Annotated in this window: 22 protein-coding genes; 19 read left to right on the top strand and 3 right to left on the bottom strand. The window is 62.2% G+C overall.

All coding sequences use genetic code 11. The features are described 5' to 3' along the window. Positions 1–162 precede the first annotated feature (162 nt). Complete coding sequence (locus tag AAC029_RS04945) at positions 163–2,448, bottom strand: NADP-dependent malic enzyme (protein WP_339744578.1); 2,286 nt, start codon at positions 2,446–2,448, stop codon at positions 163–165. 100 nt (positions 2,449–2,548) lie between these two features. Here AAC029_RS04945 and mutS point away from each other — a divergent pair, with 100 nt between their 5' ends. The 5 genes from mutS (at position 2,549) to AAC029_RS04920 (ending at position 11,367) form a co-directional block, all read left to right on the top strand. Beyond that, positions 2,549–5,239: a DNA mismatch repair protein MutS gene (gene mutS, locus AAC029_RS04940; RefSeq protein WP_339744575.1), complete on the top strand. Its 2,691-nt coding sequence runs from the start codon at positions 2,549–2,551 to the stop codon at positions 5,237–5,239. 35 nt (positions 5,240–5,274) lie between these two features. Next, the gene (locus tag AAC029_RS04935; protein ID WP_339744572.1) at positions 5,275–8,082 is read left to right on the top strand and encodes a [protein-PII] uridylyltransferase; all 2,808 of its coding nucleotides are present in this window, start codon (positions 5,275–5,277) and stop codon (positions 8,080–8,082) included. A gap of 2 nt (positions 8,083–8,084) precedes the next feature. Further along, positions 8,085–9,629, top strand: a complete 1,545-nt coding sequence (murJ, locus tag AAC029_RS04930) for a murein biosynthesis integral membrane protein MurJ (RefSeq protein WP_339744569.1) — start codon at positions 8,085–8,087, stop codon at positions 9,627–9,629. Positions 9,630–9,693: 64 nt separating this feature from the next. Next, positions 9,694–10,731 (top strand): tryptophan--tRNA ligase, encoded by a 1,038-nt coding sequence (gene trpS / locus AAC029_RS04925; RefSeq protein ID WP_339744566.1) that lies wholly within the window; start codon positions 9,694–9,696, stop codon positions 10,729–10,731. An 81-nt stretch (positions 10,732–10,812) separates the two neighbouring features. Next, a complete protein-coding gene (locus tag AAC029_RS04920; RefSeq protein ID WP_339744564.1) occupies positions 10,813–11,367 on the top strand; it encodes a copper chaperone PCu(A)C in 555 nt (184 codons plus the stop codon). Between the two features lie 4 nt (positions 11,368–11,371). On the opposite strand, the gene AAC029_RS04915 is transcribed toward AAC029_RS04920, so the two are convergent. After that, positions 11,372–11,962 carry a hypothetical protein gene (locus tag AAC029_RS04915; protein WP_339744561.1) on the bottom strand — a complete coding sequence of 197 codons (591 nt, stop codon included), beginning with the start codon at positions 11,960–11,962 and terminating at the stop codon, positions 11,372–11,374. Between the two features lie 79 nt (positions 11,963–12,041). Here AAC029_RS04915 and AAC029_RS04910 point away from each other — a divergent pair, with 79 nt between their 5' ends. The 14 genes from AAC029_RS04910 to trmB all read left to right on the top strand — a co-directional run bounded on the left by AAC029_RS04910 (position 12,042) and on the right by trmB (position 23,631). Continuing rightward, complete coding sequence (locus AAC029_RS04910) at positions 12,042–12,518, top strand: universal stress protein (RefSeq protein WP_339744558.1); 477 nt, start codon at positions 12,042–12,044, stop codon at positions 12,516–12,518. 68 nt (positions 12,519–12,586) lie between these two features. Continuing rightward, positions 12,587–13,150: a NifU family protein gene (locus AAC029_RS04905; protein ID WP_339744555.1), complete on the top strand. Its 564-nt coding sequence runs from the start codon at positions 12,587–12,589 to the stop codon at positions 13,148–13,150. A 109-nt stretch (positions 13,151–13,259) separates the two neighbouring features. Continuing rightward, a complete protein-coding gene (locus AAC029_RS04900) occupies positions 13,260–13,889 on the top strand; it encodes a malonic semialdehyde reductase (RefSeq protein ID WP_339744552.1) in 630 nt (209 codons plus the stop codon). A 9-nt stretch (positions 13,890–13,898) separates the two neighbouring features. Beyond that, positions 13,899–14,540: a tRNA (adenosine(37)-N6)-threonylcarbamoyltransferase complex dimerization subunit type 1 TsaB gene (gene tsaB, locus AAC029_RS04895; RefSeq protein WP_339744550.1), complete on the top strand. Its 642-nt coding sequence runs from the start codon at positions 13,899–13,901 to the stop codon at positions 14,538–14,540. Then, positions 14,537–15,028, top strand: a complete 492-nt coding sequence (gene rimI / locus AAC029_RS04890) for a ribosomal protein S18-alanine N-acetyltransferase (protein ID WP_339744548.1) — start codon at positions 14,537–14,539, stop codon at positions 15,026–15,028. The genes tsaB and rimI overlap by 4 nt, the downstream gene beginning before the upstream one ends. Before the next feature lie 10 nt (positions 15,029–15,038). Next, positions 15,039–15,458: a Fur family transcriptional regulator gene (locus AAC029_RS04885; protein ID WP_339744546.1), complete on the top strand. Its 420-nt coding sequence runs from the start codon at positions 15,039–15,041 to the stop codon at positions 15,456–15,458. A 22-nt stretch (positions 15,459–15,480) separates the two neighbouring features. Next, a complete protein-coding gene (locus AAC029_RS04880; RefSeq protein ID WP_339744543.1) occupies positions 15,481–16,734 on the top strand; it encodes a TCR/Tet family MFS transporter in 1,254 nt (417 codons plus the stop codon). A gap of 107 nt (positions 16,735–16,841) precedes the next feature. Beyond that, positions 16,842–18,212: a tRNA (N6-isopentenyl adenosine(37)-C2)-methylthiotransferase MiaB gene (gene miaB / locus AAC029_RS04875; RefSeq protein WP_339744541.1), complete on the top strand. Its 1,371-nt coding sequence runs from the start codon at positions 16,842–16,844 to the stop codon at positions 18,210–18,212. Next, the gene (locus tag AAC029_RS04870; RefSeq protein WP_339744539.1) at positions 18,209–19,240 is read left to right on the top strand and encodes a PhoH family protein; all 1,032 of its coding nucleotides are present in this window, start codon (positions 18,209–18,211) and stop codon (positions 19,238–19,240) included. Before miaB ends, AAC029_RS04870 begins: the two co-directional genes overlap by 4 nt. Then, on the top strand, positions 19,237–19,716 hold the full coding sequence (gene ybeY, locus AAC029_RS04865; protein ID WP_339744537.1) for an rRNA maturation RNase YbeY: 480 nt from the start codon (positions 19,237–19,239) through the stop codon (positions 19,714–19,716). The genes AAC029_RS04870 and ybeY overlap by 4 nt, the downstream gene beginning before the upstream one ends. After that, complete coding sequence (locus tag AAC029_RS04860; protein WP_339744535.1) at positions 19,713–20,615, top strand: hemolysin family protein; 903 nt, start codon at positions 19,713–19,715, stop codon at positions 20,613–20,615. The genes ybeY and AAC029_RS04860 overlap by 4 nt, the downstream gene beginning before the upstream one ends. After that, a complete protein-coding gene (gene lnt, locus AAC029_RS04855; protein WP_339744533.1) occupies positions 20,612–22,219 on the top strand; it encodes an apolipoprotein N-acyltransferase in 1,608 nt (535 codons plus the stop codon). The genes AAC029_RS04860 and lnt overlap by 4 nt, the downstream gene beginning before the upstream one ends. A gap of 85 nt (positions 22,220–22,304) precedes the next feature. After that, complete coding sequence (locus tag AAC029_RS04850; protein WP_339744531.1) at positions 22,305–22,727, top strand: helix-turn-helix transcriptional regulator; 423 nt, start codon at positions 22,305–22,307, stop codon at positions 22,725–22,727. Positions 22,728–22,944: 217 nt separating this feature from the next. Further along, positions 22,945–23,631: a tRNA (guanosine(46)-N7)-methyltransferase TrmB gene (gene trmB, locus AAC029_RS04845; protein WP_339744529.1), complete on the top strand. Its 687-nt coding sequence runs from the start codon at positions 22,945–22,947 to the stop codon at positions 23,629–23,631. Here trmB and AAC029_RS04840 read toward each other — a convergent pair. Continuing rightward, positions 23,628–24,365, bottom strand: coding sequence for a hypothetical protein (locus AAC029_RS04840; protein ID WP_339744527.1), 738 nt, complete (start codon positions 24,363–24,365; stop codon positions 23,628–23,630). The genes trmB and AAC029_RS04840 overlap by 4 nt on opposite strands. Positions 24,366–24,566 lie beyond the last annotated feature (201 nt).

Genomic DNA, 24,566 nt, shown 5'->3' with positions numbered 1-24,566 from the left:
TGACAGCCGTCGCCCGCAAAGTCCTCGTCATCGCAAATGCCCGCGTCCGAGATGCCAATCTGGCACTCCCGCAACTGACTTGATGACAAAATTAGAGGATTTTAGGGGTGAGGGACGGGCCAACCTGCGTGAGGGGACACAGTATACTGTGTCCCCAGCGCGTTACTCCCCCAAAACTCCCTCAACCTCATGCTTCTCCGGATCATAAGCGGCCAGCGCGGCCAGCGTCGTGATTTCGCTCACCGAAGCGCCGAGCCGGGCGATCTGGACCGGGTGTTCGAAGCCCAAAAGCATTGGGCCGATCACATTGGCGCCGCCGCCGACGCGCAGGAGTTTGGTGGAGATTGAGGCGGAGTGGATCGCCGGCATGACCAGGACATTGGCCGGGCCGGAGAGGCGCGAGAAGGGGTAGAGGAAGCGGTGTGAGGGGTCGAGGGCGACGTCGACATTCATCTCGCCCTCGTATTCGAAATCGGCACCGCGGGCATCGAGGATGTCGACGGCGGCTTGCAGCTTGTCAGAGCGTTGGCCGGCGGGGTTGCCGAAGGTGGAATAGGACAGGAAGGCGACGCGCGGGGTGAAACCGAAGCCTTTGGCGGCGGAGGCGGCTTCCATCGCGATATCGGCCAGGGCCTCGCTATCGGGGAATTCGGTGACATTGGTGTCGGCGATGAACAGGGTGCGGTTCTTCGCCAGTGCTATCGACAGGCCGATCACGCGCTGGCCCGGCGCCGTATCGAGCACGAGTTTCACATCGCGCAGGGCGGCGTCATAGCTGCGCGTCGTGCCGGTGACGATGCCGTCGGCATCACCAAATTTGACCATGCAGGCGGAGAAGACATTGCGGTCATTATTGACGAGGCGCTGCACGTCGCGGCTGAGATAGCCCTGCCGTTGCAGGCGCTTGTAGAGGAAATCGGCATAGTCTGAATTGCGGTCCGACATGCGGGCATTGACGATCTGGATGGAATCTTCCGGCACGCCGACCAGGCGCATATTGGCGCGGGTAATGTCTTCGCGGCCAACCAGGATCGCCTTGCCGAGCTCCTGGCTCTGAAACGCGAAGGCGGCGCGGATTACGGCCGGCTCCTCGCCCTCGGCGAAGACGATGCGGCGGCCCTGGCCCATCACCGCGCCCTGGATGCGCTGCAACAGCGCGGCGGTCGGGTCGAGCCGGCGGGCCAGCGAGGCGCGATAGGCAGCCATGTCGGCAATCGGCTTGCGCGCGACGCCGCTATCCATCGCCGCTTGCGCGACATAGGGCGGGACATAGGAAATCAGGCGCGGATCAAACGGCGAGGGGATGATATAGCCGCGACCGAATTTCGGGCGCGCGCCATGATAGGCGGCGGCGACCTCGTCGGGCACGTCTTCCTTGGCCAAAGCCGCGATGGCATGGGCGGCGGCGATCTTCATCTCTTCATTGATGGTGCGGGCGCGGACATCGAGGGCGCCGCGGAAAATATAGGGAAAGCCCAACACGTTATTGACCTGGTTGGGATAATCGGAGCGGCCCGTCGCCATGATCGCGTCGTCGCGCACCGCTTCAACCTCTTCCGGGGTGATTTCCGGGTCCGGATTGGCCATCGCGAAAATGATCGGATTGGCGGCCATTGACTTGACCATTTCGCCAGTCAGCGCGCCGGCCACCGACAGGCCGAGGACGCAATCGGCGCCCATCAGCGCTTCTGTCAGGGTGCGTTTGTCGGTCTCGACCGCATGGGCGGTTTTCCACTGATTGAGATCGGTGCGGCCGGTGTGGATGATGCCCTTGCTGTCGCACAAAATGGCGTTCTTCGGATCGACGCCCATCGATTTGAGCAGGCTGAGCACCGCAATCCCGGCCGCGCCGGCGCCATTGACGACGACTTTCAGGTCGGCGATGCGGCGGCCGGTGATCTCGCAGGCATTGATGATGCCGGCGGCGGAAATGATCGCTGTGCCGTGCTGGTCGTCATGGAAGACGGGGATATCGAGCAATTCGCGCAGCCGCTCTTCGATGATGAAGCTTTCCGGCGCCTTGATGTCTTCCAGATTGATGCCGCCGAACGTATTGCCGAAGCGGCGGACGCACTCGACGAAAGCCTCGCCATCTTCTTCCTCGACCTCGATATCGATCGCATCGATATCGGCGAAGCGTTTGAACAGGACCGCCTTGCCTTCCATCACCGGTTTTGACGCCATGGCGCCCAGATTGCCGAGGCCCAAAATCGCGGTACCATTGGTGATGACGGCGACCATATTGCCCTTGGAGGTATAGTCGTAAACCTTGTCCGGATCGGCCGCGATGGCCTTGACCGGGGCCGCAACACCGGGGCTGTAGGCGAGGGACAGATCGCGCTGGGTGGCCATCGGTTTGGTTGCAGCCATGGCGATTTTGCCGGGGGTGGGCTCGCGGTGAAAGGCCAGGGCTTCTTCGTCATCGACCTTGCTGATTCTGTCGCTCATCACTGCCATCCTTGCCCGCGCGGGATTTTCCCATAGAACTAGGCCTCTAGCCGCTTCGCCCCCTTGCACGCAAGGCGAAACCTCGTCACGGACCGTCACAATGAATGCGATGACCCAGATGCCGGTTCCGGCCAATCGGCAATTTCCCGACCCCGAGGGCGCCACGCCCATGATGGCGCAATACCTCGCACTGCGCGCGCAGGCGCCTGGCGATGCATTGTTGTTCTATCGCATGGGCGATTTTTACGAGCTCTTCTTCGACGATGCCGTGCGCGCTTCCGCCGCACTCGATATCGCCCTGACCAAGCGCGGCGAACACCAGGGCGAGCCGATCCAGATGTGCGGTGTTCCCGCCGCCGCATCGGAAGCCTATCTGGCGCGCCTGATCAAGGCCGGTTTCAAGGTCGCGGTCGGCGAGCAGACCGAAGATCCCAAGGCCGCCAAGGCGCGCGGTTCCAAATCCGTCGTCAACCGCGCAATCCGCCGCGTCGTCACGCCCGGCACGTTGACCGAGGACACTTTGCTCGATCCACGCAGCTCCAACCGGATCGCGGCGCTGGCTCGCCTGCCCAGCGGCGAGAGCGCGATCGCCTGGGCCGAGGTTTCGACGGGGGAGTTCGCGGTGATGGCAGTCGCTGCGGAAAATCTCGCAGCCGAGCTCGCGGCGATGAATCCGGTCGAGCTTCTGGTCGAGGAAACCCGCTTCAAGGAGGCGGGTGATTTGGCGCCGCGCGCGACGGTCACACCGCTCGCCCGCGCCAAGTTCGACGCAGCCTCAGCCGAGCGACAGCTTAAAGCGCACTTTGCAGTGCATGAGCTGACGGCTTACGGTGAGTTTACGCGTGCTGAACGGGCAGCTCTCGGGGCGCTTCTCGATTATCTCGCTTTGTCGCAAGCCGGCGCTCCCGCCAAGCTCGCTCCACCGCGCCAAATCGCTCAAGGCAGCGTCCTCGCCGTCGATCCCGCCACCCGCGCAAGCCTTGAAATTGAACGCACTTTGAGCGGCAACCGCACCGGCTCCCTGCTCGACGCCATCGACCGCACCGTCACCGCACCCGGCGCCAGATGCCTCGCCGAACGCCTCGCCCGGCCCTTGACCGATGCGATTCAGATCGAACAACGCCTTGATGCGATAAGCTTTTTTGAAACGTCATCGGAACTGCGCCGCGACACCCGCGAGCGCCTCAAATCCGCCGGTGATCCGGAACGCGCCCTGTCCCGCCTCCTGCTTGGCCGCGGAGGACCCCGTGATCTCAAGGCCTTAGCGGCCGCTTTGGCAGAAGGCGAAGCCCTCGCCACCCGCATTCACGCCGCACCGCTCGCCACGCCGCCACCGATGATCGCCGCCAATCTTGCCGCCTTGTCCCTGTCCGACAAGCCGGAATTATCAGCCCTGGTTAGCGATCTGGAACGCGCTATCCTTGATGAGCCACCTTTGCTGGCGCGCGATGGCGGTTTCGTCGCCCCCGATTGGCGGCCCGAGCTCGACGAGACCCGCAAGCTGCGCGATGCCTCGCGTCGTATCGTCGCTGGTCTGCAACAGACCTATGCCGAAGCGACCGGCGTTACGGGCTTGAAAATACGGCATAATAACGTGCTGGGGTATTTCGCCGAAGTCACCGCCAAGCATGGTGATGCCCTGATGGGCCGCGAGGACTTCATCCATCGACAGACCATGGCGAATGTCGTGCGATTCTCGACGGTTGAGCTGGCCGATCTGGAATCGCGAATCTCCAGCGCCGGCGAACGTGCGCTGGCGATGGAAATCGAAGTTTTTCAAGGGCTTTGCCAGCGCGTCGAAGGCTTGGCCGATCTGATCCGCCAAGCTGCCCGCGCCTTGGCCGAGTTTGATGTTGCCGCCGGGCTCGCTGAATGGGCCATAGAAACAGAAGCTTGCCGTCCGGTGGTCGAGGATAGTTCGGTCTTCTCCGTCTCCGGTGGCCGTCACCCCGTGGTCGAACGTGCCTTGCAGCGCACGGGCGAAGGCCGTTTCACGCCTAATGACTGCATGCTCGATGGTGCGGGTGCGGCGGCAGCGCGGCTGATGTTCGTGACCGGGCCGAATATGGCCGGTAAGTCCACGTATTTGCGGCAGAATGCCCTGATCCTGATGCTGGCCCAGGCCGGCTGTTACGTCCCGGCGCGCTCCGCCCGGATCGGGATTGCCGACCGGCTTTATTCCCGCGTTGGCGCGGCGGATGATCTGGCACGGGGCCGCTCGACCTTCATGGCTGAAATGATTGAGGCTTCAGCGATCCTCAACCAGGCCACAGGCCGCAGCTTCGTGATTCTCGACGAGATTGGCCGCGGCACCGCGACGTTCGACGGCCTGTCCATCGCTTGGGCCGCAGCGGAACATCTGCACGGTGTCAATCAGTGCCGCGCCCTGTTCGCCACGCATTATCATGAACTTACCCGGCTCGCCGACGATCTCGACGCGGCCGGTAACTGCTCGCTCAAGGCGCGCGAATGGAAGGGCGAACTGGTCTTCCTGCACGAGGTCGGTCCCGGCGCTGCCGACCGCTCCTACGGGATCGAGGTCGCTCGGCGGGCTGGCTTGCCACCAGTCGCAATCCGGCGCGCCAAAACCATTCTGGCGCGGCTCGAATCGGAAGGTGCACCGGCGGCGGCCTTGGCCGATCTACCCCTGTTTGCGCTGGCCGAACCCGTTGTCGAAGCACGGGAATCTGCGGTCGAAGTGCGGCTGTCCGATGTCGAGCCCGACGGGTTGGCGCCGCGCGAAGCGCTGGAAATCCTGTACGAGCTCAAAGCGTTGATGAAGAATGAGTAACGCCGCACCAATTGGTGCACTAGGTTGAGATCCCGATGACCCACCCGGCACTGCCCGCTTCGCTGAACGCCCTGACGCTGCGCGCCCAGCTGGCGGCGGCTATTGCGGTTGAGGGCTGGGCCTCGCCGGCAGCCCGGGCAACCGCATTGGCCCACGTTCGCGCCGCGCTGGACCGCTTTCACGCCCAAGCAGTCGGCTGTCTCTCCAAGGGCGGCGGCGGTGCCTTGGCGGCCCAGGCGCTGAGCGATGGCATGAGCGTCAGCCTGCACGCCCTGTTCGATTCCATGGCCGCGAGTGATGTTGAGGGTTCACGCGGTGTGGCGCTGTGCGCTCTTGGTGGCTTTGGGGCCGGAGGGTTGGCGCCCTTTTCCGACGTCGATTTGCTTTTGATCAAGCCGGGCGATGGGGACGCCGCCACCGACGCCTTTCTCGAGCGTGTGCTCTACGCCTTGTGGGACATCAAGATCGATGTCGGCGGCGGGGCGTGCCGCACGATTGACGAGACGTTGGAAATCACCCGCGAAAACGCATCCGAGCGAACAGCACTGCTCAGCCTGCGCTATCTGGCGGGCGATGAGGCTCAGGTCAGTGCGCTGACCAATCGCTTCCGCGAGGAGGTGATCGCGGGCGACAAGACCGGCTTCGTCGAGGCCAAGCTGCGTGAACGCGATGCCCGGATCGAGAAGGCCGGCCGCTCGCGCTATACGGTCGAGCCGAATATCAAATCCGGCAAGGGTGCCTTGCGCGATCTGCAGCTGATGCGCTGGCTGGCGCAATTTCTCTATGGCGCTGACGCTTTCGAGCGCTGGGTCGGCACCCGCCTGCTCTCGGTCGATGATGTCGTCAAATACGTCGCCGCCGATGATCTGCTGTGGACGATCCGCTTTCATTTACATGCCTTGGCTGGCGGCAAGGATGAAAGGCTGACCTTCGATCTGCAGCCCGAAATCGCGGCCCGGATGGGGTATGAAGATGGCGAGGATGAAAGCGCGGTCGAACGCTTTATGCGCGCCTATTTCCGGGCCGCGATGGATGTTGGCGCCCTGACACGCCTGGTCTGCGCCAAGCTGGAAGCGGATGCCTGGAAGTCCAAACCACGAGGTTTGGCGCGCTTTCTGCCCGGCCAGGATCCGGATGAGAACCCGGATCTGGGCAAGTTCGTGCTGCGCGATGGCCGTCTCGATTTCGCCAATCCGACCCAGATTGCCGACGACCCGGTCAATCTGATCCGCTTCTTCCACGTCGCATCCTCGCGGCGGCTGGACTTGCACCCGGAGGCGGTCGCGCGGATTGGCCGGACGCTGCACCATGTCGATGACAAATTTCGCGAGGACCCCCGCGCCGCCCGCGCCTTCTTCGCGGTTCTGCTCGACTCGCCGGCGCCGATGCCGGTTTTGCGTCTGATGACCGAGGCGGGCCTGCTGGGCCGCTATATTCCGGAGTTTGGCGATATCGTCGCGCGAACCCAGTTCAACATGTATCACCACTATACCGTCGATGAGCATACGCTGCAGGCGCTGGGGATCTTGCGCGAAATCGAAGATGGCCAACACCCGCTTGATCATCCTCTGACGACCCGCATCTTGCCGCTGATCAACCGGCGTCGCGCCCTGCATCTGGCCGTGCTGCTTCACGACACCGGCAAGGGCTCGGGTGATCAGTGCATTGAAGGCGCAATCCGGGCCCGCACCGCCTGCAAACGGCTCGGCCTCGACGAGACAGAAACCGAACTCGTTGCCTGGTTAATCCAGACCCACCTGTTGTTGAGCGATACCGCGCAGCGTCGCGATTTGAGCGATCCGCAGACCGTCGCCGATTTCGCTGCTGCCGTTGGGTCAGTGGAACGCCTGCGTCTGCTGACCGTACTGACGGTGGTCGATATTCGTGCGGTTGGACCGGGCGTGTGGAATGGCTGGAAAGGCCAGCTGATCCGCGATCTGTACTCGGCGACCGAGCAGGTGCTCGAGAGCGAGGGTGCCGGGTTGGAGCGGGCACGAGAAACCCTTGCCGACAAGGCCCGGGTGACGCGCGATCGGACTTTACCGCGACTGGCCCGGATCAATCCGGCTTTCGCGCAGTGGTGGGCGGCAGAGCTGAATGATGCCTATTGGGTGTCGTTTTCCGAGGAAGACCGCTTCCGGCACGCGGCCTTCGCCCGGCATGTTTTCGAGACGGGGCGCGCTTCGGCGGCAGCGGTGCGGGTTGATCGGCGGCGAGCTGCGACAGAAGTGATGATCTGGTCGCCCGATCGCGAGCGCGTATTTGCCGATATGGCGGCGGCCCTGGCCGATATGGGCGCCGATGTTGTCGGCGCGACCATCAACACCACGAATTCCGGGCATGTGTTTGATGTCTTCTACATACAGGACGCGGCCGGTCAGCCCTATGGCCGCCATGATACGCCGCAGCGTGACGCGCTCGTGGCTTATTTAAGAGTGGTCGCGACGGGGGAATTCGCGGTCCGGCGACGGCGCATCATGCCGATGAAGCACCGCGACGCGGCCTTCCGTGTCGAGCCACATGTCAGTATCTCCAATGAGTTGGCCGAACATGCCACGGTGATAGAGGCCTCCGGCCGCGACCGGCCGAGCCTGCTGGCGGACCTGGCCGACGTCATCGCCGACGAGAATCTTTCCCTTACATCCGCCCAGATTGATGGTTATGGCGAACGCGCAACGGATGTGTTTTATGTCACGCATCTGGGCCAAAAGCTGGAGGATACCGCGTTGACCGAACGTCTTCATGCCGGCCTTATGGCGGTGTTGAGCCAAAGCGAGACGGCGCTCGACGAGAAAGCCGCCGAACGCGGTATCGCCCGCGCCCGCGCCAGCGTTTTGAGGTAATCATGCGTCTGTTGCGGTCGTCAGCCATCGTCGGCCTTTTCACATCCGCGAGCCGCGTTCTCGGACTGGTGCGGGAGGTGCTGCTGGCGGCGGCACTCGGTGCCGGTGCCACGACGGACGTCTTTTTGACGGCCTTTCAGTTTCCCAATCTTTTCCGACGCATTTTCGCCGAGGGCGCGTTCAATTCTGCCTTCGTGCCACTCTATGCCGGCAAGCTAGAGGCGGAGGGCGCGACGGAGGCCCAGCTGTTCGCGCGCCAAGTGGTGTCACTGCTCTTCACCGCCATGCTGATTTTCGTGATCATCGCGCAGATCGGCATGCCGTGGCTGATGTATTTGCTCGGGCCGGGCTTTATCGAGAATCCGCGAACTTTCGAACTGGCAGTTCTGCTGACGCAGATCACCATGCCCTATCTGCTGATGATGTCGCTCACAGCGATGTTGAGCGGGGTTCTCAATTCGCACGGGAAGTTTGCTGCTGCGGCGGCTGCACCGGTTTTACTCAATCTGACGCTGATCAGCATTATGCTCTTCTCCGGTGCCGGTGGCGAGCAGATGGCCCTTTATCTTTGCATCGGCATCACGCTGTCCGGCGTGCTGCAGACCGCCTGGCTCTGGTTCTCGGTGCGCCAGCTCGGAGTGCGTCTGAGCTTGGGTCTGCCCCGACTGACACCGGATACGCGGCGATTGATCGTGCTGGGTGTGCCCGGCGCGGTCGCGGCTGGCGTGACCCAAATCAACATTCTCGTCACCTCCTCAATCGCGACCCTCGAGGAAGGCGCACGGTCCTGGCTGTATTATGCCGACCGCCTGTACCAGTTCCCGCTCGGCGTAGTTGGGATCGCGATGGGCGTCGTGCTGCTGCCAACCTTGTCGGGGCGGCTGCGCTCCGGTGATGTGTCTGGTGCGGCCAATGTGATGAATCGCGGCCTGGAGGTCTCGATGGCGCTCACGCTGCCAGCCGCAGCGGCGCTCGCCGTCATCCCGCATTTTATCGTCACTGCGCTGTATCAGAACGGCGCTTTCACGGCTGACGCCGCTGATCGGGTGTCGCAGGCTGTGGTCGCGTTTGCTTTCGGCTTGCCGGCCTTCGTCCTCATCAAAGTGCTCTCGCCAGGGTTTTTCGCTCGCCAGGACACGATGACACCGATGCGGTTTGCCGCTGTTTCCGTGGCGGTCAATCTGGTGCTGGGCCTGATCCTGTTCTTCGGACCGTTGAACTTTCTGGGTTTGGCGATTGCCACCTCGGTCGCGGGGTGGGTCAATGCCATTTTGCTGGCCGTCACCTTGCGCAAGCGCGGCCTGCTACAGCCGGATGCCCGCCTGTTGCACCGTATCCCGCGAATCGCCGGCGCGGTGATTTTGATGTCGGCCTTTCTGGCGTTGGCCGACAGCAATTCGGACTGGTTGATTGCTCACAGTTTCGGCATTCCATTGCTGGCGCTGGCGATCGTCTGTAGCGCGGGCGCCCTGGTGTTCGGCGGATCGGCGATGTTGACGGGCGCTCTGAAGATTTCCGAGCTGCGCGACGCACTCAAGCGCCCTTGAGCGCTGCCGTAACGGCCGTTAAGACCACAGCCTTCTTTCAACCTCCTTCCACCCGAGGCGCCCCATGAGTGACACTGCGACCGACTATAGCGGCCCCAAGCGCATTTTCTCCGGCATGCAGCCGACAGGTCAGCTGCATCTGGGCAATTATCTGGGGGCACTCAAGAACTGGGTCGCCCTGCAGGATGAGGGCAGCTGGGAGTGTTTCTACTGCGTCGTCGACATGCACGCGATCACCATGCCGCACGATCCCAAGGCACTGCCGGGCGCGGTCCGCGCTGCCGCTGCGGCCTATATCGCTGCCGGCGTTGATCCGGCCAAGAGCGCGCTCTTCGCGCAATCGGCGGTTCCCGAACATGCCGAGCTGGCGTGGATTTTCAACTGCGTCGCCCGCATGGGTTGGGCCGAGCGCATGACCCAGTTCAAGGACAAGGCTGGCAAGGACAAGGAACGCGCTTCGGTGGGCCTGTTCACCTATCCGGTGCTGATGGCGGCCGATATCCTGGTCTACAAGGCGACGCATGTGCCGGTTGGCGACGACCAGAAACAGCATCTCGAATTGTGCCGTGACGTCGCGGCCCGCTTTAACCGCGATTATGGCGATGGAAAGATGATTTTCCCGATCACCGAACCGGTGATCCAGGGGCCGGGCGCGCGCATCATGAGCCTGCGCGATGGATTGTCGAAAATGTCCAAATCGGACGTATCGGACAATTCGCGTATCAATCTTCACGATGATGCCGACACGATCGCCAAGAAAATCCGCAAGGCCAAGACCGACCCCGAACCGCTGCCCGATACGCTTGAGGCGTTGAATGCGCGTCCGGAGGCCAGCAATCTGGTCGGGATATACGCCGCGCTCACCAGTCGCAGCAAGGCTGACGTATTGGCCGAGTTCGCTGGCCAGGGCTTTGGTGTCTTCAAACCCGCTCTCGCTGATGTCGCGGTCCAGTATCTCGCTCCGATCTCCGACGAATTTCGCCGACTGGTCGCAGACCGGGCCGAGATCGACCGCATCCTGACCGATGGCGCGCAGCGGGCGCGGGCGGTTGCAGCGCCCGTGTTGAAGGAAGCCAAGCAGATCATTGGCTATTGGAGCTGAATGACCGGACGTGACCGTTGGCCGCACTGACACGGCGTCCGTTTCAGGACCAATTGGGTCGATCGAACCGGGAGATGCATGATGACGAAATTCTCATGGCTGTTGGCGCTGGTCGCCGGTTTGGCCCTGACCGCTTGCGGTGATCAGACCGACCATGCGACGTCCGCCGGCGATGGCGTAGCCAGCTCTGCGCAAACCGGTGCCGCGGAAACCTCGGCGGCCTTGCCCGATGACGCGGTTGCACCTGTGATCGACGTTCGCGCAGCCTGGATGCGGCCGCATCCGCAGGGCCGCACTGTGACGGCGGCCTATTTCGCGGCCGAACTGGAGTCGGGAACGGCCGATCGTCTGGTCTCGGTGCGCATTGACGGCGCCGAGCGCGTTGAAATGCATGGTACTTCGATGGATTCGCAAACCGGCATGATGCACATGGAAGCGATTGGGCCGCAGGACGTGCTGGCGGCTGGCCCGATGTTATTTGTTCCTGGCGGACGTCATTTGATGGTGTTTGGGCTCGACCCGGTGGCCGAGGGTGACAGCGTTGCCGGCGTGCTGGTATTTGAGCGCGCGGGTGAGGTGCCGGTCACGTTCGAGGTGCGCTCAACGCCGCCCGGGCATCCGGCCGACGCCGAATAGGCGCTCACCCCTCGGTTGACGAGGCCTCCCCGCTAGGCTGCAGCGGTTTGGCGAGCGCGTAGCGATCCGGGTCGTAAGGTTTGGGCGGGCGAGGCCAGAACAGGCGTATCAACCAGGCACCGGCAATCACTCCGGGCAGGAAGAACAGGCCGGCCCCGTTTTCCTGCCAGAAGAACAGCCAGGCAAAGCCGGCCAGACAGATCGATGCGGTCAGCGTCCCGACGGTAAACAGCGCGATCATGAAGCCCAGTTTCGGGCCTTCGACGAAGCGAATCTCGCTGCGCCAAGGGTCGAGTGCACGGTGCAGATCGATCAGCAGCGCCCGGAAGGTGTCGGCTTTCAGCTCATAGGCACCGGGCCGGACCCAGCTCATCGAGCTGAAAGCCAGCTCGTGGCCAGCCCGGTCGCTGACCCGGCATACCACCTGGCTCGACGGCCCGGCCATTTCAACATTCAGTCTGATTTCGCAAATCTCCGCATAGGGCATCGACAGCGCGGGGCCGTCCTGCCCGCCCTGTTGCACCAGCGCATCGGCGGTGAGCTGCGTGGTTCGCAGGCCGCTGGCGGCATTGCGGCGATCTTGATGCTCCATCATTGCGTGCGTCACCATGGATTGCAGGCCCTCGGAACCATTTACTGGACGATTGCCGCTGGACTCGCCAAACTCATCACCAATGTCAAATCGCAAACGAAAATTTCTCGTCATCGCTGACGAAAGCGCGGAGTGCCGCAAGGCGCTCTATTTCGCTGCACGCCGCGCCCACACGCTGGGCGGCATAGTCGTGATTCTGGCCAGTTACCAGACCGATGATTTCAATCACTGGATCGGCGTTGCCGAAACGGCCAAGCGCGAAGCCGAGGCGACCGCCGAAGCGATGTTGGAATCCTTGGCCGAAGACGCCGAGGCCGTCACAGGCGAACGGCCGGAGCTGATCTTGCGCGAGGGCGAGCGCCGCGAAGTTCTGGCCGAGGTGCTTGAAGGTGATCCGCTGATCTCCTTTCTCGTGCTCGGCGCGTCGGTCTCGAGTGAGGGACCGGGGCCGCTGGTCATGTCGCTGGCGCGGGGCAAGGGGCTGTTTAACGGCCGTGCCGTGCCGGTTACGGTCGTGCCGGGCGATATGGACAATGCCGAAATCGACGCCCTGTCCTGATAACCCCGTTTTCGTAAGGGTTGCACCGCGCCTCATTCAGCGCCACTTGATGGGCAAGGAGAAGCCCGATGTTTATTCAAACCGAATCCACCCCCAATCCGAATACGCTCAAATTCCTGCCTGGCCGCGAGATTTCGCCCGACGGGCCGCATGAATTCGAGAGCGCGGATGCGGCTGAAGCCTCGCCGCTCGCCGCCGATCTGTTTTTGATCCAGGGCGTGACGGGTGTGTTTCTCGGCGAGGATTTCATCGCGATCACCAAGGACGCCAGTGTCGAATGGGATCACGTCAAACCCTTCCTGTTGGGCGCGATTATGGACGGGCTGCAGTCAGGCCGGCCGATTACCGGCGATGCCGAAACGGCGAGCGGCCACGCCGCCTATGCCGGTGACGATGCCGAGATCGTCAAGGAAATCATTGAACTGATTGATACGCGTGTCCGCCCTGCAGTCGCCCAGGATGGCGGCGATATTTTGTTCCATTCCTTCAGCGCCGAGAGCGGCACCGTCCGTCTGAAAATGCGCGGAGCCTGTTCGGGCTGCCCATCCTCGACGATGACGTTGAAGGCCGGGATCGAAAATCTGCTCAAGCACTACATCCCCGAGATCCAGTCCGTGGAGGCCGTCGCCTAGCGACTGCTTCCCTCTCGGGTCAAGTCTTTTTCCAAAACGGCATATTAATAACGGCTACATGGCTGTTTATGTCCACGGCAACGATTAATCAGTCTGCGGAGACCCGAACATGACCGGCGAAGTGACCAGCAAACCCACCACGAACACCCTTATCGATGAGGCTGCGATCGCGCAGATTTTCCTCAATGCGCGCACCTATAATGATTTCGAGCCGACGCCGATCCCCGAGGAAACTCTGCGGCGTCTCTACGACATCGTGAAGATGGGCCCGACCAGTGCCAATAATTCGCCTGGACGTTTCGTCTTCCTGCAATCGCCTGAAGCCAAGGCGCGGCTGAAGCCGCACCTCAGCGCGGGCAATCTCGACAAGACCATGAAAGCGCCGATGACGGTGATTTTTGCTTGGGACGAGAAATATTACGACAAGATCCCGCAATTGATGCCGCACAATCCAAGCGCTCGCGACTGGTTCACCGGCGCCGGGTCGGAGCTCAATGGCCGCCGCAATTCAGTTTTGCAGGCAGCCTATTTTCTGATCGCCGCACGGGCGCTGGGGCTTGATACGGGCCCGATGACCGGGTTCGACCCTGCCGGCGTTGATGCCGAATTCTTTGCCGGTCATCCGGTTATGGGAAGCTGGAAGTCGGACATTTTGATCAATCTCGGGATCGGGACCACGAAAAACCTGTTTCCGCGTTTGCCGCGCCTGCCCTTCGACGAGGCCGCGCAAATCATTTAAACCGCCCGCATGAGCTTGCTGGTTATCGATACGACCGGGTCTGAGTGTTCCGTGGCGCTGCGGGTCGCGGGACGTCCGGATTTGTGCCGCACCGATGTGATCGGGCGCGGTCACGCCGAATATCTCGCGCCCATGGTCGCCCAAATGCTCGAACAGGCGGGTGTTTCCCCGGCGCAACTCACTCGGATCGGCGTCACCACCGGCCCCGGCAGCTTTGCCGGTAGCCGTGTCGGCGTCGCTTTCGCGCGCGGGCTGGCGCTCGCGACTGGCGCTGTGGCGGTGGGAATCGGCAATCTGGCGGTGCTGGCTCGCAGCACGGGCGTGACGGGTCCGCTCGTGGTTCTGCACGACGCCAAGCGCGGCGATGTCATCTTGCAGGTCTGGTCCGGACAGACGGTCACGCCGCCCGAACGCCTGCCGCTGCCCGATGTCGCCAGTCGTATCGAGGCGCTGGCCGAGCCCTCCGGTCAATTGGCTGGAAGCGGGGCTGCTCTGGTCGAACTCGTCGGTTGGGTTGACGTTGGTCTGACGGCTATCACGCTGCCGGCCCTGCTGGATCTGGCCGAGCTTGCCGATCCCGGGCTATCGCCGCCATCGCCCTTCTATGCGCGCCCGCCCGACGCGAAACTGCCCGGCGGGCTGGAGCCATGAGGCGCGTCCGGATCGAAAAAACCGGCCCGGACTCAGCCGGTCACTTGGCGCAGGTGCACGCCCTCTGCTTTTCCCCGCATTGGTCGGAACGCGAGATCGCGGCGATGATGCACATGTCGACCACAGCCGGTTTCCTGGTGCGTCGCGGCGATGAAGCCGTCGGCATGGCGCTGTTTCGCGTCGCAGCTGGCGAGGCCGAGGTGTTGACGATCGCGATTGTGCCCGCAATGCGCGGTCAGCGCGTCGGTGCGGATTTGCTGGCCTGCGGTGAGGCTGATGCCCTGGCTCAGGGCACCCGGCGCGTTTTTCTCGAAGTCTCGACGCTCAACACCGCAGCCCAAGCACTATATTCCCGTGTCGGTTACCGCGAAATTGGCCGTCGCCGGGGCTATTATGCCGATGGCAGCGATGCGCTGGTGCTTGAGAAGGCGCTCGGCAATGATAGACAGGATAGCGGTGTAGCGCTTATGAATCGACGTAACGAATAGGGGAATGCTCATGCCGGACCAGATCGAGAAGATTTGCATCGATAAAGGCCTGCGGATGACCGACCAGCGCCGGGTGATCGCCCGCGTCCTGTCCTCCTCCCAGGACCACCCCGATGCCGAGGAACTTCATCGCCGCGCCGTCGCTGAAGACCCACGCATTTCACTCGCAACGGTCTACCGCACCGTGCGCCTGTTTGAGGATGCCGGCATTATCGAGCGTCATGATTTCCGCGATGGCCGTTCGCGCTATGAAGAAGTGGGCGACGAACACCATGATCACCTGATCGATCTGAAATCGGGTGAAGTGATCGAGTTCGTCAATGAGGAAATCGAGCGGTTGCAGGAAGCTGTCGCGCGCAAGCTGGGCTATAAGCTTGTCGATCATCGCATGGAGTTATACGGCGTACCGCTGAAAAGCGCCGGGGAATAGGCGCCCCGGTCGAGGAGCCGTCATGCGCGCACGTGCCCCCGGCAAACATGCCTTTGTTTTCATCTTCATTACCGTTTTGATCGACATGATCGGTTTCGGCATCATCATTCCGGTGATGCCGCGCCTGATCATGTCGCTGACAGGCCAGCCGGTTGAGACAGCAGCGGTGATGGGCGGGTTGCTGATGGGCGTTTTCGCCTTCACGCAATTTCTCTGCGCGCCGATTATTGGTGGCCTCAGTGACCGCTATGGCCGCCGCAATATCCTGCTCTTCGCCATGCTGGGCTTTACGATCGATTATCTGATCATGGGCGCGGCGACGAGTTTCGCGATCCTGTTTGTCGGACGGATGGTGTCTGGCGTGTTCGGCGCCACCTACACCACCGCCAATGCCTATATCGCCGACATCACCGAGGCGAAGGACCGCGCCGGCCGCTTCGGCATGATGGGCGCTGCATTCGGGCTCGGCTTCATTCTTGGCCCGGCCATTGGCGGTGTGCTCGGCGAAATCGACCCGCGCTATCCCTTCTTCGCAGCGGCAGGCCTGGCGGGGCTGAATTTCCTTTATGGCTATTTCATCCTGCCGGAAACGCTGACCGTTGCGAACCGCCGCCCGTTCGATATCAAGCGTGCCAACCCGTTCGGCTCGTTGATGCAGATGCGCAAATACCCCGTGGTGTTTACCATGTTGGCTGCGGCGGCTCTGTTCTTCCTCGGACACGCAGCCTTTCCGGCGCTGTGGACCTATTTCACTACTTTGCGCTTTGGCTGGTCGCCGCAGGATATCGGCCTGTCCCTGATGGCTGTCGGTCTGACATCGGCGATCGTGCAGGGCGGTTTGACCAAAATCATCGTGGCGCGGATCGGCGAATGGCGCGCCTTCGCGATTGGCTTCTCGATCGCCGCCCTCGCTTATGTTGGCTATGGCTTCATCACCGAAGGCTGGATGATCTATATCGTAATGAGTATTGGCGCCCTTTCCGGAATTGGCGGACCGGCGATGCAGTCGATCTGCTCGCGTTTGGTGCCGGCCAACAGCCAGGGCGAATTGCAGGGGGCCATGTCCAGCCTGCAGAGCCTGTCCATGGTCATCGGCCCGCTCACCCTGCCGCAGGTTTTCCACTATTTCACTTCCGATGGCGCTCCGATCTATCTGCCGGGCGCGGCCTTCCTGGTCGCGGCAATTCTCACCGTTGCGGCCATTCTTGTCGGCCTCTCCTCGCGCCACCAGGATTTCGCGACCCTCAAGCAAGCGCCGCCGGTCGAGGTGGAATGAGGCGGCAGGTCTTGCTTTGACGGGCAGTTTCGCCCATAACGCGCGGCTTGCCCGGCATGGACCGGAGTGCCAACAAGTCGACCGGTCGCGGTTGCCCCAGAGTGACGATGAGCTCGACGCGTAAACGCCTGTATATCAAGACCTATGGTTGCCAGATGAATGTCTATGATTCCGAGAGGATGAAAGACGTTCTGACGCCGCTTGGCTATGAGACCTCGGATGCGCCCGAGGGCGCCGATCTTGTCATCATCAATACCTGCCATATCCGCGAGAAGGCGGCGGAAAAGCTGTATTCCGATCTCGGACGTCTGCGCCCCTTCAAGGATGCCAAGGCCGAACATGGTGGCATGACCATCGCCGTCGCTGGCTGTGTCGCCCAGGCCGAGGGCGCCGAGATCATGCGCCGCGCACCAACGGTCGATCTCGTGGTCGGACCGCAAAGTTATCACAAACTGCCTGAACTGATCGCGCGCGCCCACCGGGCCCGAGGCGAAGCGCTCGACACGGAATTCGAGGTCGAGGACAAGTTCGACCAATTGCCGGTTGAGCGACATGTCGAGGGCTATTCGGCCTTCGTCACCGTGCAGGAAGGGTGCGACAAATTCTGCACCTTCTGTGTTGTGCCCTATACGCGCGGCGCCGAATGGTCGCGCCCGGTTGATCAACTGGTCGACGAGATCCGCCGTCTCGCCGCCAAGGGCGTGCGCGAGATCACTTTGCTGGGCCAGAACGTCAATGCCTTTCACGGCGCGCCGCCGGCCGGCCGCGAGGCTGATGGTCCATGGGGCCTGGGTCAGCTGCTGCGCCACCTCGCCCTGATTGGCGGCATCGAGCGCGTGCGCTACCTCACCAGTCATCCGCGCGACATGGATGAGGCACTGATCGCGGCCCATCGCGACGAAACCAAGATCATGCCCTATCTGCACCTGCCGATTCAGAGCGGTTCGGATCGGATTCTCAAAGCGATGAACCGCCAGCACACCTATGCCGAATACGCCGCCCTGATCGAGCGCATGCGCGAGGTTCGGCCCGATATCGCAATTTCCGGCGATTTCATCGTCGGCTTTCCGGGCGAGACCGATGCCGATTTTGAGGACACGATGAAATGCGTGCGCGAAATCGGTTATGCCAGCGCCTTCTCCTTCAAATATTCCCGCCGCCCCGGAACCCCGGGTGCCGCGATGCCAAACCAGATCGACGAGACGGTGAAAACTGAGCGTTTGCATGCCTTGCAGGCCCTGCTCGATGAACAGCAAACCGGCTTCAACCGCTCGCAGATCGGCCGCACCTTGCCGGTTCTGTTCGAGAAGGCGGGTCGGATTGAAGGGCAATTGCACGGTCGCAGCCCCTATCTCCAATCGGTGCATGTTGACGGCCCGGCTGAATTGATCGGCCGAATCGGCCTCGTGGAGATCGAGGCTGCGTCGCGCAATTCCCTGTCGGGGCGGCTGGTCGGTTCGGAGCGTGACGCCGCGTGACCCCAGTGAAACCCTCATCGAAGCCCCGCGCTGCCAAGCCGCGCCGCGAAGTTTCCGAAGGCCTGCATTTCGACGATGTCGAACGCCTGCGCGCCATGGTCGGTGCCGGCGACCGTTTTCTGATCCTGATCGAGGAAGAGCTTGGTGTGCGCCTGAGTGCGCCGGGTGGTGGCCAGATCGTCATCGCGGCTGGCGATCCGCAAGCCCGCGACGATGCCAAGCGTGTGCTCAAGGGGCTGTATGCCAGCCTGGCGCACGGGCTGACCTGCGACGAGGCGACGGTGCGCGCGGCGCTGCGCATGCGCGATGGCGGCGATCTGCCGAGCCAGCCCGATGACGGCGTTATCCGCGTGCCGCGCGGTGCCAGCCTGATCGCGCGCACAGAAGGTCAGCGCGCCTATGTCCGGGCGCTGAAGAATGACAAGGCCTATGATTTGATCTTCGGTGTCGGCCCGGCCGGCACCGGCAAGACGCTGCTGGCCGTCGCCTATGGCGCCGCCATGCTGGTGCAGCGCAAATTCGAGAAGCTCATCATCACGCGTCCCGCGGTCGAGGCTGGCGAGAAGCTCGGCTTCCTGCCTGGCGATCTCAATGAGAAGGTCGACCCCTATCTCTTGCCGGTGTGGGACGCGCTGGCCGATACGCTGGGGCGCGCCGAGCTCGAACGCATGCGTGCTGATGGCCGGATCGAAGTCGCGCCGATTGCTTTCATGCGGGGTCGCACACTCAATCGCGCCTTCGTGATTGTTGACGAGGCCCAGAATACCTCGCGGGCGCAGATGCAGATGGTGCTGACCCGGCTCGGGGAAGGCTCGCGCATGGCAGTCACTGGCGATCCGAGCCAGTGCGATCTTCTGCCGCGCGATCCGTCCGGCCTGCCGCACGCGCTCGATATCCTCGCTGAGACCAAGGGCGTGGCGACCATTCGTTTCACCCGTGCCGACGTTGTGCGCCATGATCTCGTGGCCCGTATTGTCGCGGCTTATGAGGATGACTTACGGGACAAGGGCGGGGCCCGACTGTCATGAATGCTGTCGACCTGATCGTCGAGGACGAAGCTTGGGCGTGTCTCGACGGAAAGACACGCTTGGCCGAGCTGGCCGTCGCGGCGGCGGGGGCAGAGCTCACCGGCGCGCTGCCCGGTGTGGTCGCAGTGTTGTTGACGGACGATGCGGCGATGGCTGATCTCAATCTGCGTTTCCGGCAAAAACCGGACCCGACGAATGTGCTGTCATTTCCAGCGTCTGAACACGCGGCCAATCATCTGGGCGATATCGCATTGGCTTTCGGTGTGGTCATGCGCGAAGCCGATGAACGCGCCTTGCCCTTGGCGGATCATCTTCGTCATTTGATCGTGCATGGATTCCTGCATCTTCAAGGTTATGATCATCAAAGCGATGATGAGGCGCTGGTAATGGAAGAGATCGAGCGCCGGGCATTGGCCCGGCTGGGCGTTGCTGACCCCTATCGCAACATGGGCGATGACGGAATGGATGCCGAATGAGCGACGTTGAAGACAGTCCTGACGAGGATACCCGATCCTGGTTCGGGAGGATTTTCGGCGGTCCGGACGATGTGAAGACCTCGGAAAAGCCGTCGGGATATGCCAAACCGCCCGCCGCCTCGCCCACCTTCGCGATCGATCCGGACGCGCTCGATCAATTGCGTGTCGCCGATGTGATGGTGCCACGCGCCGATATTATTGGTGTCGAGGTGTCAACGCCTCTGGGCGAGCTGGTGCTGGCCTTCGCCAAGGCCGCACATTCGCGTCTGCCGATCTATCGCGAGACGCTCGACGACCCGATCGGTGTGGTCCACATCAAGGATTTGATCGTTCATCTCGCGCCCGGCGAAGATGGCGAGCGCGAGGCCGGCTGGGCCGAACGCCAGGTGTTGCCTGCGATCAGCCGCCCGCTATTGTTTGCGCCGCCTTCGATGCGCGCCACTGATCTTCTGCGCCGCATGCAGGGGCGGCGCATGCACCTCGCACTCGTCGTCGATGAATATGGCGGTACGGACGGGCTGGTGACGTTTGAAGATCTGATCGAGCCCATCGTTGGCGATATCGAAGACGAGCATGATGACGAGGACGCTCCGGCGATTCGCGCACGCGGCCCGGGGGTCTGGGATGTCGAGGCTAGGGCCGAGATTGACGCTTTCGAACTGGTCGTCGGTGAGGAGATCGCCGGACCGGACGAGGACGAGGATGTCGACAGTCTTGGCGGACTGGTTTTCACGCTGACCGGGCGCGTTCCCGAGCGCGGCGAGGTGATCCGCCACCCGAAAGGTTATGAGTTCGAAGTCCTGGAGGCGGACCCACGCCGCATCAAGCGTATGCGGGTGCGGGCGACACACTGGACCAATCCCTCGACCGGTCCGGGGGAAGGCGCTGAGCAGTCTTGACCCGGCGCCCTTGGTACTCGCCCGGACGCTTGCGTAGCCAGATCACAGCGGTGACGGGCTGGCCGCTTGTCCTGATGCTGGGTCTCAGCGGCGCGCTATCGTCCCTGGCGATGGCCCCGTTTCACATCTGGCCATTGCTGATCGCCAGCTTGGCCATCCTGCTGTGGAGCGTCGATGGCGCGCGCCGCCGCGCGCGACCGCTCCGTGCGGCCTTCTGGCGCGGTTTTCTGTTCGGCTTCGGGTATTTTCTCGTTGGCATGTTCTGGTTGGCCAATGCCTTCATTAATCGCGGCCCCGAATACATCCCCCTGATCCCGATTGCCCTGCCGGCGCTGGCCGCGCTGCTCGCCGCCTTCTGGGGTGGCGCGATGGCGACCTATGCCGGGCTCGCGCAGCGCTCGGAATGGCGCATCCTGGTGTTTGCCATCTGTATCGGCGCGTTTGAGTGGTTGCGTGGGCACATGTTTGGCGGCCTGCCTTGGAATTTGCCGGCCTATGCCTGGCCGGCCGGCGGTGCTGTTAGCCAAGCGGCCTCATGGTTCGGTGTGTATGGGTTGAGCATGCTCACGGTTCTGACCCTCGCTTCGCCGGCGATTGCGGTCGGGTCGGGCTTGAATCTTCGTCGTTTGATGCCCGCCATGGCCGGGGCGGCGATTTTATTGATCCTCTTCAGCTTCGGTGCCCTGCGGCTGCAGCAGACCGATCCCGGCATTGAGCCGGGCGTCCGGTTGCGTATCGTGCAATCAGCGCTGACCCAGGCCGAGAAATGGGGCGAGGGCGGCGCCCTGCTGGCGCGTGACCGCTATCTCTCCCTGACGCGCGCGCCCGGGCTCGAAGACGTCACACATGTGCTGTGGCCGGAAGGCGCCCTGCCTACATATATGCTTGAGGATGGGGCGACACTCAGTCTGATCGGCGAAATTCTGGGCGACGACCAAGTGTTGATGGCCGGTGTCAATCGCCGCGCTGAAACCGACGAGGGCGAGACCTATCACAATTCCCTCGCAGTGCTGCGCTATCATGGCGGCGCACCGCGCATTGTCGGCCTGTATGACAAGGTGCTCCTCGCCCCCTTCGGTGAGAGCATCCCGTTTTCGGGCCTGTTGTCGGCGATCGGGTTTGCCGATTTTGCGCGGCTGCAATTTACCCCCGGAGCGGGTCCTTTCGTGATGGATGTGCCGGGCGCACCGCCGGTCATGCCATTGATCTGTTATGAGGGAATTTTCCCGGGCTTTGTCCGGGGCGGGAGCCCGCGGCCGGCTTGGCTGTTCAACCTCTCGAACGATGCCTGGTTCGGCGACACCAGCGGGCCGCGCCAACACGTGAACCAGACGCGTTATCGCTCCATCGAGACGGGTCTGCCGATGATTCGATCTGCTTCTCGCGGTGTGTCAGGGGTTATCGATGCGTTGGGCCGCATGCCGGTTGCCATCGAGCCAGGTGCCCAAGGCGCGTATGATGTCGACCTGCCGCGACCGATTGGTGCCCCACTTTACGCGTTCTGGGGCGACTGGCCGTTCTGGGTTTTCACCATTTTGGTGATTGCAGGCACCATTTTGCAGCGACGTAAAGTGGTAGAAAAATATTTCAAATTCCGATTGTGACCAGATAGTGATTATGCCGTGCAGACCAGCTCATGTTAGTTAGGTATGCGTCACAGGGCGGTTGGCCCTGAAATGAGGTGAATACATGCAGAAACCAAGTCCCCGCGTACCGGAACCGGTCGACATGCATGTGGGGTCGCGAATTCGGCTGCGTCGTCAGCTGATGAAGATGAGCCAGGAGAAGCTTGGCGACGAACTGGGTGTCACTTTCCAGCAGGTCCAGAAATACGAGCGCGGCGCCAACCGAGTCGGCGCGAGCAGGCTCTACAGGCTGTCCCGTGTGCTTGAGGTGCCAATCCAGTTCTTTTTCGAGGACTTGTCCGACAGGCCCCTCGTGTCGGGCATGGCGGACGGTGACCAGACCCCGATTGTTTACAATTTCATCCAGAGTTCCGACGGCGTCTCGCTGGCCGAGGCCTTCTCGCGCATCGGTGATGCGAAAGTACGACGCCGGGTGCTTGAGCTCGTGCGCACGCTGGCCGCTGAACAAGATGAACTGGTGTCGTGAGGGGCTGATTGGCCCGATGGCAGGTCTGTGCGCAGCTTTGCCAGGCCAAGATTTCATGAAATGATGATCGACACTTCATCGCTTTATCGCTGGCGGTGGAATTTTGGCGTTGCTCTGATGTTAGGTCGAGGCGCCAAGACGGCGGGAGAACCGGCGCAAACCGGGTTTGCTGACGCAATGCGTGCAGGGCCGGCGAAAATTCGCTAAGTCGCCCGGCATGACAGATCAACTTAATGCCTCTGGAGATTTCCGGCTGTTCGGCCGCGCCAAGGGCAAGCCACTCTCCGCGCACCAGCAGGCGCTGATCGAAGAGTTTTTGCCGACGATCGATCTGCCGTCAGACGGCGAGATTGATCCAGCCCGGCTGGACCCCGACAAGTCGGCAAGCATTCTCGAAATCGGCTTTGGCAGCGGTGAACACCTGGTCGCCCAAGCCGCGCGTGACCCACAATCACTCTATGTCGGGATCGAACCCTTCCTCAATGGAGTCGCAAAGACGCTCGCCGCGATCAAGGCTGGAGATCTCTCCAATCTTCGTGTGCATCGTGGTGATGCGCGCGATGTTCTTCCACGCTTTTCCGACCAGTGTTTTGATCGCGTGTTTCTGCTCTTCCCGGACCCGTGGCACAAGAAGCGCCACGCGAAACGGCGTCTGGTCCAGCAATCGACGCGAGATCATTTCGCTCGCATTCTCAAGCCGGGCGGACAATTGCGCATCGCAACCGACGTGAAGTCCTATGCCGACCACGTCATGATCGAGCTGGCTGGCGATGCCCGTTTTGAATGGACGGCCGGGGCGGCCTCCGATTGGACGCAGCCGCCGGCCGATCATGTCCGCACCCGTTATGAAACCAAGAATCTCGGTGACTGTGCCCCGGTTTTCATGGATTTCCTGCGGGTCTAGAATTCCAGTTCGAATTTGAGGCGAGCCTGCCCGTCAGCAGCGGCATCGCCGTTCGCGAACAGATAGCCAGCTTGGACTTCCACATCATGTCCGGCGATCTCGAACGCCTCGAACTCCACGAAAGGGCCGATATAGCGGGCCCGATCGTTCAGGCTCCCAAAGTCATCGCTGGTGCCCGCATCGCCAAAGGCCTCCAGGCCAACAGCCAGCTCGTCACCAACCCTGACCAGGCCTTGTATTGCATACCCGTATTCCCACTCATCGCCGGCGCCGCCACCGACTTCGCGTTCACCGATCAGATTGACACGCAGTCGTGCGGGGCCGGAATTCAGCTCGCTCAGCAGTTTGAGTTCAACCTTGTCGGCGCCGTGCAGCAGATTGGCTTCGTATTCGGCGTAAGCACCGAAATGCACCGGCCAATTCCGGGTCGCGGTGAAATCGAACACATTCTCAAAGGCCACTGCCTCAAGCTCGGCCTCGCCGCCGGGATCACGACTGACCTCGAACAGCGCCGCAGGGCGCCACCAATCAGTGACCGCATGGCCATATTCACCGACGGTCGCCCAGCGCCCGTCAGCGCCGCCACCATTGAGGCGGCCGTAGCGAAGCTCGATTTCCGTTTCGCCAGCTTCGACGCTCGGCCCGTAGACGACATTGGTCACACCGGGCTCGGCCGCAGCGATAGCGGGGATAAGGCCGGCCATTAACGCTGCACAAAACAGGGAATTTTTCATAGTTTGCTCCAAAGTTTTGAAGCTTCCTATTCTCCTCAATCCGTTTATGCAACTGCGTCTGATAACGATTCGCATCTAGTTTTGTGGTGGGTTGTTGAGTCCTCGCTGATGCCTCCGCCTTGCCAAAGGTTTTTGCCGCGCGTATATAGCCGCCATACACAAGTTCGATCGCATTGGATGATGCTATCGAGCGGTCGCCTA

The sequence above is a fragment of the uncultured Maricaulis sp. genome, assembly GCF_963975345.1.
Lineage (GTDB): Bacteria > Pseudomonadota > Alphaproteobacteria > Caulobacterales > Maricaulaceae > Maricaulis.
Note: the sequence above shows the minus strand (reverse complement) of the source record. Positions and strands in the feature narration are given on the sequence as shown.